Genomic DNA, 15,914 nt, shown 5'->3' on the forward strand with positions numbered 1-15,914 from the left:
GCGGGCGGCACGCGCGCGCCGCGCCACCGGGCGGTGCGCGGGTGCCATGGTGATCGTCCCTGCCTCGGTGGACCTTGTGGCCCTATGATCGAGGTCAGCCGCAGCCCGCCCCCCGCCCAGGAGACTCGTGCCGGACATCCAGCCCCTCAGGCCCGGAGATCCCAGGTCCGTCGACCACTATCGGATCACGGGCCGCATCGGCGAGGGCGGTCAGGGCACGGTCTATCTCGGAGTCGGCGACGACGAGCAGCTCGTGGCGATCAAGACGATGAACTCGGTCGACGCGTCCGACGTCGAGTCCAGGTTACGGTTCCAGCGGGAGATCGAGGTCGCGTCCAAGGTCGCCTCGTTCTGCACGGTGCGCGTGCTGGGTCACGGCATCAGCGACGGCCGCCTCTACATGGTCAGCGACTACATCGCCGGAGAGTCGCTGCAGCAGCACGTCCTGGCCAGAGGGCCGCTGGACGCCTCCGCGCTCATGCGGCTGGCCGTCAACACCTCCACGGCGCTGGTCTCCATCCACAACGCCGGCATCGTCCACCGCGACTTCAAGCCCAGCAACGTCCTGCTCGGCCCTGACGGCCCCTACGTGATCGACTTCGGCGTGGCGCGCGCGTTCGGCGACAAGACGGTGACCGTCACGGGGGTCCTGGGCACCCCGGCCTACATGTCCCCCGAGCAGCTGGCGGGCGAGCGGGTCACTCCGGCCTCCGACCTGTTCAGCTGGGGCCTGACGATGGCCTTCGCGGCGCTGGGCCGGCCGCTCTTCAGCGGCAGCACGATCGCGGCCATGGCCATCACGCTGCGCCAGAAGGAGATCGACCTCAGCGGGATCGCCGAGCCGCTGCGCTCGGTCATCACCTCCTGCCTGATACGCCCGCCCGAAGCGCGGCCGACCGCCCGCCAGGTGCTCAACGCCCTCATCGTGCCCTCGGCGGGGCCCGAGCAGGGCGGGCAAACGTGGCCGGCCCAACCGACACCTGGACCGGCAACAGGACCGGCAACGGGGCCGAACACGCCGTTCGCGCCGCCCACTCCGGTGCCCGCCACCGCCCGGCCGGTCCAGGCGCAGCACCCCGGCCCGGTCTCGCAGCCGACCGCCACCGCGCCGCCGACCCTGTTCTCCCGCCGGGGCGTGGGGCGGCTCACTGTGGCGGGGGCGGTGCTGGTGGCGCTGATCGGAGCGGGCGCGGTGCTGGTGCCCCGGCTGATCGAGGCCCCGGGGACGCCGCCCGGTTCGTCGTCGGCCGCCGCCGGCTTCGGCAGCCCGGTCGGCTGGCGGCCCACCGGGCACTTCGCGGCCGTGACCGCCGTCGGCGCGGCCGAGGTCGGCGGCCGCCCGGTCACGGTGACGGCCAGCGAGGACGGCACCCTGCGGCGGTGGGACGGGCACACGGCGCGGCCGATCGGCGCGCCGATGCCCGGTCACGGCGACTGGGTGCGCGCGGTGGCGACGGCCACGGTCGGCGGCGCGCCCGTCGCGGTCAGCGGCAGCGACGACAAGACCGTACGCATCTGGGACCTCACCACCGGCCGCCCCAAGGGCGGCCCCCTCACCGGCCACACCGGCGCCGTACTCGCCGTCGCCACCACCACGGTCGACGGCACACCCGTCGCGGTCAGCGGCAGCGACGACAAGACCGTACGCATCTGGGACCTCACCACCGGCCGCCCCATCGGCGGCCCCCTCACCGGCCACACCGGCGCCGTACTCGCCGTCGCCACCACCACCGTGGACGGCGAGCCGGTCGCGGTGAGCGCGGGCAAGGACCGCGTGCTGCGGTTCTGGGACCTGCGCACCGGCAAACCCGCGGGCCCGGCCCGCTCCGGCCACACCGACTGGGTGCGGGCGCTGGCCGCCACCCCGGAGGCGGTCGTCTCCGCCTCCGACGACAAGACGGTCAGGGTGTGGGACCTCGGCTCCGGCTCGGTCCGCACGATCGGCGACCTGCCCGAGGTGGTGATCTCGCTCGCGGCGGTCCGGTCGGGCACGTCGTGGACGCTGCTGGGCGCCGGCCGCGACGGAGTGATCCGCGGCTGGGACACCGCGGGCGAGCCGGTGGGCACCCCGCTCACCGGGCATACGGGGTTCGTCACCGCGGTGACGGCAGCCGTCGTCGACGGCGCCCCGCGCGCGTTCTCCGGCGGCGCCGACAAGTCCATGCGGACGTGGGACCTGGCCACGTGGACCGCCTCGGCCGTGGCCGCGGGCAACCCCGGGCATGCCGACGAGGTCAGGGCGGTCGCGCTGGCCACCGTGGGCGGCCGGCCGGTGGCGGTCTCCGGCGGTTCCGACAAGACCGTCAGGATGTCCGACCCCGCGACGGGCGCGCCCGTCGGCACGCCGCTGCTCGGCCACACCGACGAGATCAAGGCGCTGGCCACGGGCACGCTCGACGGCGAGCCGGTGGCCGTCAGCGGCGACGCGGGCGGGTCGCTGCGCAGGTGGCGGCTGGACACCGGGGCGGCGCTCGGCAAGCCGCTCACCGGCCACCGGGGCAGCGTCAACGCCGTCACGTTCGCCGGCGAGCTGATCGTCTCCGGGGGCGCCGACGGGCGCCTGCACCGGTGGAACGCCGCCGCGGGCGCGCCCGCGGGGCCGCCCCTGCCCGGGCACGGCAAGCCGATCAGGGCGCTGGCGGCCGCCGCCGTCGACGGCAGAACCGTGGTGATCTCCGCGAGCGAGGACCACGAGCTGCGGTTGTGGGACCTCACCGCGGGCGAGCAGATCGGCGACCCGCTGACCGGCCACGACGGCGCCGTTCTCGCGGTGGCCGCCACCGTGGTCGGCGGCCGTCCCGTCGCGGTGTCGGCGGGCGAGGACCGTACGCTGCGCCGCTGGGACCTGATCACGGGCACCGCCGTCGGCGGGCCGCTCACCGGGCACACCGACTGGGTGCGGGCGCTGGCGGCCGACGGCGAGCGGGTGGTCTCGGCGGGCGACGACCGGTCGCTGCGCGTGTGGGACCTGCGCACCGGCGAGGCGGCGGGCAGGGTGGTCCGCGGGCATGCCGGCCCGGTGTACGCGCTGGCCACCGGCAGAGTCAGCGGCCCGATCGGCGGCGGGGATGGCGAAACCGATGGCGGCACGGATGGCCGCGAGGCCGGCGGCGTTCCTGTCGCGGTCTCGGCGAGTTCGGACTGGACCGTGCGCGTCTGGAACATCCGCGACGAGTGACCGCCGGCTAGCGGACCTGCTTCACCCGGTTGCCCTGGCCGTTGCGCTTGACGTAGTCGCGGGCCCGGTCGGCCTTGATCGCGTCGCTCAGCGCGCGGGTCTTGCGATCGTCCAGGTAGACGACGCTCTGCCCGGCCTCCGTGCCGGTGCCTCGGGTGGGCATCGTGAAGAAGGCGGAGTCCTCCAGCCCCGTCAGGTCGCCGAGCCGGCTCCTGAGCATCGACGCCGTCACGCCCTCGTCCACGGTGATCGACCTGGTGATCGCGCGCAGGAACCCGTCGACCTTCAGCGGGTTGGCCAGGGTGCCGGCGCTCAGCACCCGGTCGGACAGGGCGTTCAGCACCGCCTGCTGGCGTTTGATCCGGTCGAAGTCGCCGCCGGGCAGGTTGTGGCGCTGCCGGACGAACGCGAGGGCCTGCTCGCCGTCGAGGTGGTGGCGGCCGGCCGTCCAGGTGACGCCGCTGTGCGTGTCGCGCACGGTCTTGGCCACCTCGACGTCGACCCCCTCGACCGCGTCGATGACCTCGGGGAACCCCTTGAAGTCGATCGCAGCGTAGTGGTCGACCCTGATGCCGGTGAGCTTCTCGATGGTCTTGATCAGCAGGGCGGGCCCGCCCCAGGGGAACGCCGCGTTGATCTTCGCTCGGCCGTGGCCGGGGATGGTCACCCAGGAGTCGCGCGGGATCGACACGATGGCGGCGTGTTCGCCGTCCTCGGACAGGTGGGCCAGCATGATCGTGTCGGTCCGCTGCGGGCCGAGCCGCCGGTTTCCCGTCTTGGCGGCGTCTCCCGTGCTGGGCTCGCCCGACCTGAGGTCGGTGCCCACCAGGAGCCACGTCTCGCCGTGGCCGGGCTTGGGCTGCGGGCGCTGCTTCTCCTCCTCCTTCGAGGTCGGCAGGGCCGCGGGCTGGCGGGTGATGCCGCTGTCGAGGCTGGCCGTGTAGACGAGGAACCCGCCGGCGCCGAGCCCTCCCAGCACCACCAGCGCGCCCAGGGATACCCCCAGCACGAGAAGCGAGCGGCGCATCCCTCGATACCTCCCAAGATCGGTCAGTGGACTGTACAGCTAGTTGCCGGGAAGGGCCTTGCCGTGGAGGTAGCCGAGCCAGCGCTCCTCGATCGTGTGGTAGCGCCCTCCGGTGATCGCGTCCAGCGCCGACAGCTGGGTGACGTGCAGCGCGTGGTAGCTCCACCGGGCGGGGTTGGGCGCCGTGGCCGGGGTCCGCGTGTAGTGGAGGAGGTCGTAGCTGGTCCTGGACGACAGGTCGTAGAGCGGCAGGACCCTGTCCAGGGTTTCGAGGCCCTCCTTGAACATCTCGCGCGCCGCCGCGTCGTCCATGAGCTCGCCGACGTCGTACACGCCGAGCAGGGCGAACAGGTAGCCGTTGAGCACGTGCGTGGGGGTGGGCGTCGGGTATTCCTCGTACCAGTCGTGCCCCTCGAAGCTGCGCAGCACGCCGCCCTTCTCCACCGTGGTCGTCAGGGGGCCGAGCGCCCGCAGCGCGGCGTCGCCGTAGCGTGACTCGTCGGTCTTGCCGTACATCTTGGCCAGGAAGGCGGCCCCGATGCCCTGGGCCATCCCCGAATACCAGCCGGCCCGTAACTCGCCCGCCATCCCGTCGCGGTAGGAGTAGGCGAAGGGCACCGGCCAGCCGCCCTTGTCGTCCTGATGCTCCAGCAGCCAGCGGGCCACGGTCTCGGCCTTCGGCCGGTACTTCTCGTCACCGGTGGCGACCCACTTGCTGTAGTTCTCCATGCCGTACTGGACGACCTCGACCGGATACTGGAAGGTGCCGAAGTCGTACGTGCTGACCGGGATGCCGTCCGGCCCGACGGAGATGCGCCGCCAGGTGGTGACGTCCACGTCGGCGAAGTGCAGCCAGGGGCCGCGCGGATCGTGCTTCGTGATCAGCGAGGTCTCGTCCTCGACGTACTCGGCCCGGACGACTCCGTCGGCGCCGGTGGAGACGGCCAGTTCGAGCCGCTTGGCGAGCGCGTCGAGCGGCACGTAGAGCTGGTCGTCCACGCGCAGGCCGGACACGGTCTCCCGCAGGAGGCTGACCGGGGCCTGCGTCGCCGCGACCGAGGACGGCTTGCGCGCCGCAGGCGGCTCCGAGGTGGTGCAACCACTCAGGCAGCCCAGGCCGATCACCGCGACGATGAGCTTACGCACCACAGGCACCATGCATACCGCCCTTAACGGCTATTTCGTGAAAATGGTAATGTCGGGCCCTCACTGATCATCCTTCAGGGGTCCCAGCCCACATGAACCACGATCGCGTCCATTTTGCCTATAACGGGATAGATGTCGACCCCGAGACCCAGGAGCTGACCAGGAACCGGCTGCACTGGCTGCTCGATCGTCTTCCCTCGGGACGGATCCTCGACCTGGGCTGCTCCCAGGGGACCCTGTCCATTCTCGCCGCCCGCCGCGGCGACCACGTGATCGGCGTCGACGTCGAGGAGGAGGCCGTCGCCTTCGCCGCCCGGCAGGCCGCCGGGCTGCCCGGCGACACAGCCGGTGACACAGCCGGTGACACAGCCGGTGACACAGCCGGTGACACGGGCGCCGACACACCCGGTGACACAGCCGACCGGCTCGCCTTCCTGCGCGGCGACGGCGAGCGCCTCGGCTTCCCCGACGGCTGCTTCGACGCGGCCGTCGCCGGGGAGCTGCTGGAGCACGTGGCGGACCCGGGGGCGGTGCTGACCGAGCTGCACCGGGTGCTCGCGCCCGGCGGGACGCTGCTGGTCTCCGTACCTCATGGGATGATGCCGCACCACGACCATCGCCGCACCTTCTACCGCGCCGGCCTGCGCCGCCTGATCGAGCCCCTGTTCGAGGTCGGCGAGCTGACCCTGCTGGAGCGGCACATCGCCGCGGTGGCCGTACGGCGGGAGTCGCCGCTCGGTGTCCCCGCCTTCCAGCTCAGCCAGGAGGAGGCCGACTTCCTCCGGCGCGAGGAGCGTCTGGAGGAGCAGGCGCGCGGCCTGCGCGACAAGCTGGCGCGGGCCAACCGCCTCTACCGCGACGTCACCGCGGCCAACGCCGAGCTGAAGGAGCGGCTCGGCGAGAGCGGCGCGAATCAGCAGGTCCTCGACCAGCTGTCGGCGCTCCAGGACACCGTCACCCGGCTCTCCACCGAGCTCGCCGGCAGCGCGGCCGCGGAACGCAACGAGCTGCAGGAGCGGCTCGACACGCTCGCGGACGACCGCGACCGCCTCCGTGCCGGTCTGCGCGCGGCGGAGACCGAGCTCGGCCTGCTGCGCGAGGCGGCCGGAGCCGCGCAGGAGGAGCGCGACCGGCTGCTGGAGTCGATCAACGGGCTGACCGCCGGCATGGATGCGCTCCGCGAGACGGCCGACGCCGTCGCCGCCCAGCGCGACGAGCTGCGCGCTCTCGTCCGCGCCCAGGCCGAGGACCTGCGGGCGGCGGAGGCGGCCCACAGTGAGGCCACGCGGACCGCCGAGGACGCGCACGCGAGGACGCTGCGCGGCCTGCACGCGCGCATCGCCGAGCTCGACGAGGAGCACCGGACGCAGCGCGCGGAGTTGTCCAGGGTCCGTACGGTCTACAACGGCGAGCGGCACCGCCACTCCCTCACCCAGCACCGCCTGGACAAGCTCGTCACCGCCGAGTCGAAGCTGCGCCAGGAGAACGCTCGATTACGCGACAAGCTGGAGACCGTGACCGGCCGGCTGGCGGACTACCGCGAGCAGGTCAGCAGGATCCGTGCTTCGCGAGCCTGGCGCGTGCTCTCCGTCTACCGGCAGCTGCGCCGCCCGGGACGGCCCGATCCGGGACAGCCGGCCAGGAAGGCGCCGGCCTCGGCCGCCTCTGCCAAGCCGACCCGCACGATCGTCGCGCTCCCGCCCTCTCGTGACGTGATCTCCTCCGCCTCCCCCGCCCCGGAGCCGCCGCCCGCGGCGACCGCGCCGGCGCAGCAGGAGCAGGAGATACGGATCGCGCTGGGCAAGTGGATCGACCGTGCCAGGGCGGCCGCGGGCGACGAGGTGGTGCTCATGTTCTCGGGCACCACGTTCGTGCAGGAGGCCCGGGGCAACCGGCCCATCCGCCTGACCCGCGTCTACCTCGGCCGCGACTGCCCGGTCTTCTTCAACTACTACCGCTGGCGCGACACCGACCCGCTGCCGTCGCACCCCGATCCGCTGCTGTTCCAGAGCCCGATCGACCTCACGCCCAAGCTGCTCGACGAGGTGCTGGGCGCGGATTTCGGCGGCAAGCGCAAGCTGCTGTTCGCATCGTTCCCGCACGAGACGATGGTGCGGACGCTGACCCACGCCGCCTCGCACGGCTGGGTGACGATCTACGACGCGCGCGACGACTGGGAGGAGTTCGCCAAGGTCGGCATGGCGAAGTGGTACCACCCTGGCTTCGAGCGTTACCTCGTCGCACACGCCGACGTGGTCACCGCGGTCTCCGCGCCGCTGGCCAGGAAGATGGAGACGCTGGGCGGCCGCCCAGTGAGCGTCAACGCCAACGCTCTCGACCCGGCCTTCCCCGCGCCGCCATCGCCGCGCCGGCCCGGCGCCACCAGGATCGGCTACTTCGGGCATCTGACGGACAAGTGGTTCGACTGGGACCTGGTGCTCCGCGCCGCCAGGGCCCACCCCCAGTTCACCTTCGAGCTGGCCGGCCACCAGCAGCCCGACCTGCGGCTGCCGGAGAACGTACGCCTGCTCGGGCTGCTCGGCCACCTGGAGCTGGCCGAGCTCAGCACCGGCTGGGCGCTGGCGCTGATCCCGTTCAAGAACGGCGCGCTGGCCGACGCCGTCGACCCGATCAAGGTGTACGAGTACCTCCATCTCGGCCTGCCGGTGCTGACGACCTACTTCCCGCAGTGCGCCGGTTATCCGGGCGTCCACGTCACCGAGTCCGCGGCGGAGTTCGTCGCCGCGCTGCCGCAGGTCGCCGGCACGGCGCCCGACGCCGCCGGGATCCGGGCCTGGCTCGCGGTCAATACCTGGGAGTGCCGGGTGGACGCGTACTCCGAGATGGCCGAGCGTGTCGCGCGCAAGGGCCGCGAGGGGCTGCTGACGTTGCTGGAGTGCCGGTGAAGGTACTGTTCTGCTACCGCTACGGCGTGCTCGGCGGTGTGTCGACCCAGCTGCTCAACCGCTACACGCACTTCTCCGCCGAGTTCGAGATCGGCGTGCTCTACGAGGCCGACCACGGCATGGTCGGCCACTTCCCGCCGGGCGTGGCCAGGGTGGCGGCCACCGACGAGGCTCGCGAGGCGGCCATCAGGCAGGCCGCGCCCGACGTGCTCGTCGTGATCGACAGCCCCAGCTTCCTGTCGGCGTGGCAGCGCGCGGGCTCCCCCGGTTCGCTGATCCTCGAGGTGCACACCACCACGGCGAACCTGTCCTACCTGGGCGAGCTCTCCGTCAGCCCCGGCCACATCGTGACCGTGAGCGAGTACATGCGCGCCAAGCTGGGAGCGCTGGGGTTGGCGCCGATCAGCGTGGTGCCCAACTGCCTGGACGAGCGCTGGTACGCCGAGACCGTTCCGCCCGCGCTCGGCTCCACCCCGGTGGCCTGGATCGGCAAGCTGGACGGGCACAAGCGCTGGCGGGCCGCCGCCGACCTGCTCGACCGGATCGCCTCCGCGCGTCCCAGGGTCACGCCGCTGCTCGTCGGCGGGTACACCGCCCCGGCGAGCGAGGTGTCCGCGCTGACCACCAAGCTCGCCACCTCGCCCGCCCTCGGCGCGGCCCGCTGGCTGCCGCGCGTTGACTACGACCAGATGCCCGCCCTCTACTCCGCCATCGGGGCGAACGGCGGCCTGACCGTCTCGACGACGACCGACGAGTCGTTCGGCATGTCGGTCGCCGAGGCGCTGGTGCGGGGCTGCCCGGTGATCGCGCCGTCGGTCGGGGCGCTGCCCGAGATCCTCCCCGAGGAAGCGCTCTACCCGCCAGGCGACTGGGCGGCCGCGGCGGCCAAGGCGCTCAAGGCGCTGTCGGACCGCGACTTCCGCGCCGCGCTGCAGAGCACGGCCTCGCTGGTGCGCGAGCGCACGCACCCGGAGTACGCGCTGGCCGCCTTCGCGAACGTGCTTCAGCGCAGCGCGAAGTCGTCGAAGGTGGCCTGACCGGGCGCTGCCAGCACCAGGCCGAAGCTGATCCCCGCGGCGTCGGGCAGCCGGGGCTTCCAGGTGGCCTGCCGCCAGGTCCGCGTGGCGGGGAACTCGGGGCCGGTGATCCAGCCCGACCACACCCCGTCGCCCGACCGCGTGCTGACCGCGAACCGTACGGGGGCGGTCGAGGTGTACCAGACGGACAGGCCGGGCGGCCGGGCCGGGGCCTGGCCGCCCGGCCGGGGCGCGCACGAGCCGTCGTCCTGCTTGATCGCCAGCCTGAGCCGTGCCGGGTCGCTCCCGGTCACCTCGATGCGGCCGGCCCAGCGCCCGCTGCGCGCGTCCGCCACGCGGCCGAACGCGGCCGTCGCGGATCTCCCGTAGAGCTGCCAGCAGTCGGGGAGCCCCTCCTTGCCGAAATAGTTCTCCAGCGAGGCGTTCAGCACGATCGACGGGGCCCTGACCGGCGGCACGGGCCGCGCGTCGCCGCCGATGACGTCGCCGACGGTGCGCACGGCGACCGCGCGGCCCTTCAGCCAGTCGAGGAGCCCGGTGAACAACGCGGGGTCGACCCCCAGCGGGCCGCAGCCGGCGCAGTAGTCGTGGAAGACGAGGATCGCCCACCCCTTGCGCCGCTCGGCCGCGATCACGTACTCCTGGGCCTGCGCGAGCGTGGTGCGCGCGCCGACCGACAGCGGCGTCTTCAGGTTGTACGGGTCCGCCGGCGCGGTGCGCTCCCCGGCGGCGCCCGCCCGGCCCCTGCCGCTGTTGTAGCCGCACTCCTTCACCACGGCCCCGGCCGCCGCGTCGACGGCGTGGAACGGGTAGGCGAACGATCTCGCGGTGAAGCCCAGCGCGGCCAGCCCCGCCCGGTCGCCGCACACCTCTCTGCGCTGCTCGTCGGGATGGAGCTCGGGCAGCCGGGCGTGGGTGCGGGTGTGCCCGCCGATCTCGTGCCCCGCCCGCGCCATGCGCGCCAGCTGGGCCCGGTCGAGGTAGCCGTCGGCCTGGACGCGGGTGCTGTGGACGTAGAAGGTGCCGGCCATGCCGCGCTCGGTCAGCTCCCGTGCCATCCGCTCCTGGCGCCGCAGGCCGTCGTCGAAGGTGAGCGAGACCACCGCGCCGCCGCCCGGCTCCGCACTCGCCGGCCCGGCGCTCGTGGGACCGGCGCTCGGCTCCGGCGGGGTTCCAGGGCCGCCGCATCCCGCGGCCAGGGCGACCGCCACGACCGCCGCCGCCACCACACGACGCACCTGTCCTCCCCTCCCCGGCCGCATCATCTTGCCATGCGCGCCGGTCCGCCGGCGGGAAGGGTCATCCGGTACGGCTCGAACCGGCCGTCACAGGCCGTACTCCTCCGCGGTGACGTACGTGACGCCGAGCTCGGCGAGCCTGGCGCGCAGCCCGTAACGGTCGAGCCCGAGCTCGCCGGCGCGGAAGGCGGCGCGCGTGGCCTCCTCCTTGTCCAGGCGGGCCTGCGCGCGGTCGAGCGCCCGCTCGACCTCCTGGCGCGGCACGACCATGACGCCGTCGTCGTCGGCGAGGATCGCGTCGCCGGGCCTGACGAGCTGCCCGCCCGCGGTGATCGGCACGTTGACCGACCCCGGCGTGGCCTTGACGGTGCCCTGCGCGCTGACGGCGGCCGACCAGGCGGGGAAGCCCATGGCGTGCAGCTCGGCGACGTCGCGTACGCCGCCGGTGGTGACGAGCCCGCGTACGCCGCGATCCTGCAGCGCGGTGGCGAACAGCTCCCCGAACATCCCGTCGCTGCACGGCGAGGTGGTGGTCACGACCAGCACGTCGCCTGGACGGCACAGCTCGACCGCCGCGTGGATCATCAGGTTGTCGCCCTGCCAGCAGAGCACGGTGACGGCGGTGCCGCCGATGCGGAAGCCGAGGTGCGTGGGCCGCAGCTGCGGGCCGAGGAAGCCGGTGCGGCCCAGGGCCTCGTGGACGGTGGCCACGCCGTACCCGGCGAGCTTGGCGACCTGCTCGCCGTCGGCGCGCGGCGGGTCGGTGACGATGACCGTCCTCATGCCAGCACGTCCGTGACCTGGGGGTAGAGGCGCATGTAGGCCTCGCCCATGGTGGTGTGCGGCAGGCCCAGGTTGGGGCCGGCGTTGCGTTTGACCTGGACGCCGCGGCGTCTGGCGAGGTCGGTGTAGTAGTCCCACATGTGCTGCTGCGCGGGCAGGCACTCCATGGCCTTGCGCTTGGTGTCGAACACGGGCGTGATGTCGAGCAGCACGTCGGGCTTGAAGCCGCACTGCTCGGGCTGGTGCGGCTCGAAGAAGAACACCGGCGGCGCGCCCAGCGGCTCGCCCGGCGCGTCGTAGCCGATCGCCTGCGCGAGGACCCGGGCCTGCAACCCCATGCGGGCGGCGGCGGGGTGGTCCTGGTTGTACGGGTCGGACAGCGGGTGGGTCAGCACGACCGACGGGTTGACCTCGCGGTAGACGCGGACCATCCGGTCGACCAGCTCCGTCGACTCCAGCAGCGGGTAGTCGCCGGCGTCGAGGAACTCGATCTCGGCCCCGAGCACCTCGGCCGCGCCGGTCGCCTCCGCGCGCCGGATCTCCTTGATCTCCTCCAGCGTCTTGCCCGCACGCCAGGCCTTCGCCGACTCGCCGCGCTCGCCGTACGTCAGGCACAACACCTTCGCGCGCTCGCCCCGGGACGCGGCCAGCGCGATCGCTCCGGCGGCGCGCCAGACGAAGTCGCCCGCGTGCGCGCTGATCACCAGCAAACTCATCGCGGCCTCTCCTTTGGTCCTCATTCACCACGAAAAATCCGTTAACCGTCACGAAGGACAGTAGGAGTGCCCGGCCCGTGCCGAAACGTCGTGACGTCCGGCATGCACTACGTCATTCGACCTAGAGCCCGGCGCCTACTGCAGGGGAGCCCGGCGCCACATCGGACATTTGTCGCGGTGAAGCCGGTTCCGATGCCCGACGACACGCGCTCGTGCATCCGGTTCTACTGGTGGGCCACGACGTCGCCCGTCAACAGGAGAGCCATGGAATTCCTGGTGCGCACGGAGAACCTGCTGCCGCCCGACACGCCCGACCACACCCGCGACCGCCTGCGCAGAGCCGAACGCGAGCGGGCCCAGGAGCTGCGCGACGCCGGCGTACTCAAGCGGCTGTGGCGGGTTCCCGGCCGCAACGCCACCGTCGGTCTCTACGAGGCCGGCGACCCGGCCGAGCTGCACGACGCGCTGACGTCGCTGCCGATGTGGAAGTGGATGGACGTGACCGTCGAGGCCCTGGCCACCCACCCGCAGGAGCAGAAGCAGGCTCTCCCGGGCGGCTTACGAAAGTGACACGAGCCGTCCTGCTCCTGGCATAGAGCACCGGGGCCGTCCGCCGGACCGGCCAAGTGTTGGCCAAGCCCTCTCGGGAGGGCGCCGACCTGCAGGACTTCTCCCCCCATGGGCGGTCACAGTGGGTGAGTTCACGCCTTTCTTCCCGGAGCGGAACCAACACCCACGACACGGCGAGCGCTCCGGGCTCTTGCGGACAAGGAGTCAGACATGCTCGAGCGCGTCCTCACCGCGACCGTGGCGACCGCGGCGACACTCGCTCTGGCCGCCACCCCCGCCCTGGCGGTCGACGGGCCCCGGGTGGCCACCTACGACGCGCCCGAGGGCTCCGTCCTCGTGGACGCCGACCGCAAACGGATCACCGTGTGCGACAAGGTCCGCGACGACACCTCCATCAAGGCCGAGTACACCACCACCCGCGACCAGGCGTGGACCGCCCAGGCTCCCCAGGGCGGCTGCCGCACGCGCCGCACCTGGCTCACCAGGATCACCGGTTTCCGGCTCTGCACCGGCCACATCAACCTGGGCCGCATCGCCTGGGACGGCTGCCGCCACCGCGTCGGGACCCACGGCCTGAGAAAGGTCAGGCACCGCTGATCCCTCGGCCCGGTCGTGGCCGTCCGTACCAGCGGCTCGGCGCCCCCACCGACGCGCTGAGCCCGGCTTGACCGTCCGGTTTCCGGGTCACCGGGCACGCTGACCGGCGGCGCAACCGAAAGTTTCGACATCATATTAAAATTTTCTCTGTTGCATCGGCCCTCACATTGCCTATTCTGCCGGAGAAGAGCGGTCCGGGACACCCGCTGCACCGGATCGCACCGGCGGGTGGCCGATCAGGGAACGGGTCATGGTGTCGAAACTTTTCGGTGAACGATCGTGGTAGGTCACGACCTTGGGCTCACGCTCCCCGACGTGCTCGCACGGCGCGCGCAGGAGGAGCCGGGCCGTCCCGCGCTCGTGGTGGCCGGAGCGCGGGAGCTCTCCTTCGGCGACTGGGACCGGCGCGCCAACACCGTCGCGCACGCGCTGATCGACCGGGGACTGGCCGCCGGCCACCGGGTCGGGCTGCTGTTCGACGAGCGGGACTGGATCGACTTCGCCGCCGCCTGGTGCGGCGTCATGCGAGCCGGGTGCGTCGCCGTGCCTCTGTCCGGCCGGCTGGCCCCCGCCGAGGTGCGGCACGCACTGACGGACTGCTCCGTGACCGCCGTCCTGCACGGCTCCGGCGCCGAGCCTCCGGACGTGGGCGAATGGCGAGCCGTCCCGGCCGAGCTGAACGGCGACGACGCCCCCGTACGGCGCGGCGTCACCCCCGGCGCGCTGGCGCAGATCATCTACACCTCCGGCACGACCGGCCGGGCCAAGGGCGTCGGCGCCACCCACGCCAACCTCGCCTACGGCGTCTCCACGAACCCCCGGCGCCGCAAGCTCGCCCACTCGCGACATTTCCTGCACGCGTTCCCGATCGGCAGCAACGCCGCCCAGACCATGCTCAGCAACGTCCTGGACGCCCGCCCGGCCGCGCTCACCCTGCCGCTCTTCACGCCGGCCCGCTTCGCCCGGCTGATCGAGTCGTACCGCGTGGGCACGGTGTTCGTGGTGCCCGCCATGGCCATCGAGCTGCTCAACGCCGGAGTGCGGGAGAAGTACGACCTGTCGAGTGTGCGGCTCCTCGGCTCCACCGCGGCCGGCCTGCCCCCTGCCGTGGCCGCGGGCATGGCCGAGGCGTTCCCCGAAGCGACGATCGTCAACTACTACACCTCCACCGAGGCGGCCCCCGCGCAGACCGTGATGATCGTGGATCCGGCCAGGCCCGCGTCGGTGGGCCGCCCTTCGTCCGGCGGCGAGCTCAGGATCATCGGCCAGGACGGCAGCCCTGCCGGGCCCGGCGAACAGGGGGAGGTCTGGCTGCGCTCCCCCGCCGGGACCCGAGCCTACTACCGGGACCGGCGGCTGACCGACGACGTCTTCAAGGACGGCTGGGTGCGCATGGGCGACGTCGGCTACCTCGACGAGGAGGGTTACCTCTACCTGGTCGACAGGGAGAGCGACGTCATCAAGTCGGGCGCGCACAAGGTCTCCACGCTCCAGGTGGAGGCCGCGCTGTACGAGCACCCCGCGGTCGCCGAGGCCGCCGTGGTCGGGATCCCGCACCCGGTGCTCGGCCGCGTGCCCGGTGCCGCCGTCGTCACCCGTCACCCCGTCACGGCCGCGGACCTGCGCGCGTTCCTGCTGGACCGGCTCGCCCGGCACGAGCTGCCGAGCCGGCTGCTGTTCCTGCCCGAGCTGCCGAAGAACCACGTCGGAAAGGTGGTGAAGCCCCGGCTCCTCGACCTGCTCGGCCCCGCGGACGCGCCTCCACCGGCCGGCTCCACGTGAGAACCCGTGGCGACCGGCCAGCGGATGGATGGAAACAGAGAGACGCACATGACGCACCGCCAGGAAACCCTTCCCGCTTCGTTCGCCCAGCAGGGCATATGGATCGGCGCGCGCATGGGCGCCGGCCCGGCGTACCACATGCCGCTCGTCCTCTGGCTCGACGGTGACCTCGACGTGGCCGCCATGGTCGCCGCGTGCGCCGACGTGGTCGCCCGGCACCCGGTGCTGGCCACCACCGTCGCGGAGAACCGTGACGGGCTTCGCCTGGCCGTCGCCGCGCAGCCGTCCGTGACGGTCGCCGACCTGCCCGGCCGCTCCCCCGACGCCCTCGATCAGCTGGTCAGGGATGAGATCGCCCGCCCGTTCGACCTGGAGAAGGGGCCGACCGCCAGGTTCACCCTCGTTCCCGCCGGGCCTGAGCGGCACCTGCTGCTGTTCGTCGCCCACCACCTGGTCTTCGACGGGATCTCGAAGGACATCCTGGTGCGCGACCTGGCCCGCTGCTACGCCGCCCGGCGCGACGGGGACGACCCGCGGTTACGACCGCTGTCGTTCGCCGAGGTGGCCGCCGCCGAGCACGAGCGGGTGGCGGGCGCGCTGGCCGGCGCCACGGACTTCTGGGCGCGGCGCCGGGCGGAGCCCGCCGGGATCGTGCTGCCGGGCCCGCTGCGTCCCGCGGCCCGGTTCGGGGCCGGCGTGGAGATCGACGCCGGCATCGACCACGAGCTGGGCGGGCACGCCGCCGAGGTGGCCAGGGCGGCCGGCGCGACGACCTTCGAGGTGCTGCTCGCCGCCGTGCACGCGCTGCTGTTCCGGTACGGCTCAGGAGGCGGCACGGGGAGCGGCCCAGAAGGCGACCCAGGGAACGGTACTGAAAGCGGCACCGGGGGCGGAGCTGGGGGCAGGGCTGAGGGCGGCGCTGAGAGCCGTGCCG

Annotated in this window: 12 protein-coding genes; 7 read left to right on the forward strand and 5 right to left on the reverse strand. The window is 72.9% G+C overall.

Annotated features, from left to right (window positions below; translation table 11 throughout):
• Positions 1-127: 127 nt before the first annotated feature.
• Positions 128-3,178: a WD40 repeat domain-containing serine/threonine protein kinase gene (locus tag E1294_RS15765; RefSeq protein ID WP_132509192.1), complete on the forward strand. Its 3,051-nt coding sequence runs from the start codon at positions 128-130 to the stop codon at positions 3,176-3,178.
• A 7-nt stretch (positions 3,179-3,185) separates the two neighbouring features.
• Here E1294_RS15765 and E1294_RS15770 read toward each other — a convergent pair whose 3' ends face one another.
• Both E1294_RS15770 and E1294_RS15775 read right to left on the reverse strand, forming a co-directional pair.
• Positions 3,186-4,205: an LCP family protein gene (locus E1294_RS15770; RefSeq protein ID WP_132509194.1), complete on the reverse strand. Its 1,020-nt coding sequence runs from the start codon at positions 4,203-4,205 to the stop codon at positions 3,186-3,188.
• Positions 4,206-4,244: 39 nt separating this feature from the next.
• Positions 4,245-5,351: a D-glucuronyl C5-epimerase family protein gene (locus E1294_RS15775; RefSeq protein WP_165977312.1), complete on the reverse strand. Its 1,107-nt coding sequence runs from the start codon at positions 5,349-5,351 to the stop codon at positions 4,245-4,247.
• A 92-nt stretch (positions 5,352-5,443) separates the two neighbouring features.
• Between E1294_RS15775 and E1294_RS15780 the strand changes: the two genes are divergently transcribed.
• Positions 5,444-8,257 carry a methyltransferase domain-containing protein gene (locus E1294_RS15780; protein ID WP_132509198.1) on the forward strand — a complete coding sequence of 938 codons (2,814 nt, stop codon included), beginning with the start codon at positions 5,444-5,446 and terminating at the stop codon, positions 8,255-8,257.
• Positions 8,254-9,294 (forward strand): glycosyltransferase family 4 protein, encoded by a 1,041-nt coding sequence (locus tag E1294_RS15785; RefSeq protein WP_132509200.1) that lies wholly within the window; start codon positions 8,254-8,256, stop codon positions 9,292-9,294. Before E1294_RS15780 ends, E1294_RS15785 begins: the two co-directional genes overlap by 4 nt.
• On the opposite strand, the gene E1294_RS15790 is transcribed toward E1294_RS15785, so the two are convergent.
• The 3 genes from E1294_RS15790 to E1294_RS15800 form a co-directional block, all read right to left on the reverse strand.
• On the reverse strand, positions 9,261-10,532 hold the full coding sequence (locus E1294_RS15790) for a polysaccharide deacetylase family protein (RefSeq protein ID WP_165977313.1): 1,272 nt from the start codon (positions 10,530-10,532) through the stop codon (positions 9,261-9,263). The genes E1294_RS15785 and E1294_RS15790 overlap by 34 nt on opposite strands.
• Positions 10,533-10,619: 87 nt before the next feature.
• On the reverse strand, positions 10,620-11,315 hold the full coding sequence (locus E1294_RS15795) for a 4-carboxy-4-hydroxy-2-oxoadipate aldolase/oxaloacetate decarboxylase (protein WP_132509204.1): 696 nt from the start codon (positions 11,313-11,315) through the stop codon (positions 10,620-10,622).
• On the reverse strand, positions 11,312-12,031 hold the full coding sequence (locus tag E1294_RS15800) for a PIG-L deacetylase family protein (RefSeq protein WP_132509206.1): 720 nt from the start codon (positions 12,029-12,031) through the stop codon (positions 11,312-11,314). The genes E1294_RS15795 and E1294_RS15800 overlap by 4 nt, the downstream gene beginning before the upstream one ends.
• Positions 12,032-12,208: 177 nt before the next feature.
• On the opposite strand from E1294_RS15800, the gene E1294_RS15805 reads away from it, so the two are divergent.
• From E1294_RS15805 to E1294_RS15820, 4 genes are all read left to right on the forward strand, one after another.
• Positions 12,209-12,601 (forward strand): muconolactone Delta-isomerase family protein, encoded by a 393-nt coding sequence (locus tag E1294_RS15805; protein ID WP_220447763.1) that lies wholly within the window; start codon positions 12,209-12,211, stop codon positions 12,599-12,601.
• Positions 12,602-12,811: 210 nt separating this feature from the next.
• Positions 12,812-13,198 carry a hypothetical protein gene (locus tag E1294_RS15810; RefSeq protein WP_132509208.1) on the forward strand — a complete coding sequence of 129 codons (387 nt, stop codon included), beginning with the start codon at positions 12,812-12,814 and terminating at the stop codon, positions 13,196-13,198.
• Between the two features lie 315 nt (positions 13,199-13,513).
• A complete protein-coding gene (locus E1294_RS15815; protein WP_246083042.1) occupies positions 13,514-14,980 on the forward strand; it encodes a class I adenylate-forming enzyme family protein in 1,467 nt (488 codons plus the stop codon).
• Positions 14,981-15,028: 48 nt separating this feature from the next.
• The coding region (locus tag E1294_RS15820) for a condensation domain-containing protein (protein WP_246083043.1) at positions 15,029-15,914 on the forward strand (886 nt) is incomplete at its 3' end.

This window comes from Nonomuraea diastatica (assembly GCF_004349015.1).
In the GTDB taxonomy this organism is placed as follows: domain Bacteria; phylum Actinomycetota; class Actinomycetes; order Streptosporangiales; family Streptosporangiaceae; genus Nonomuraea; species Nonomuraea diastatica.

Excerpts from the sequence above, each read along its gene's own strand:
- E1294_RS15770 (WP_132509194.1), bottom strand. The coding sequence starts at position 4,205 with ATGCGCCGCTCGCTTCTCGTGCTGGGGGTATCCCTGGGCGCGCTGGTG.
- E1294_RS15780 (WP_132509198.1), top strand. The coding sequence starts at position 5,444 with ATGAACCACGATCGCGTCCATTTTGCCTATAACGGGATAGATGTCGAC.
- E1294_RS15795 (WP_132509204.1), bottom strand. The coding sequence starts at position 11,315 with ATGAGGACGGTCATCGTCACCGACCCGCCGCGCGCCGACGGCGAGCAG.
- E1294_RS15800 (WP_132509206.1), bottom strand. The coding sequence starts at position 12,031 with ATGAGTTTGCTGGTGATCAGCGCGCACGCGGGCGACTTCGTCTGGCGC.
- E1294_RS15810 (WP_132509208.1), top strand. The coding sequence starts at position 12,812 with ATGCTCGAGCGCGTCCTCACCGCGACCGTGGCGACCGCGGCGACACTC.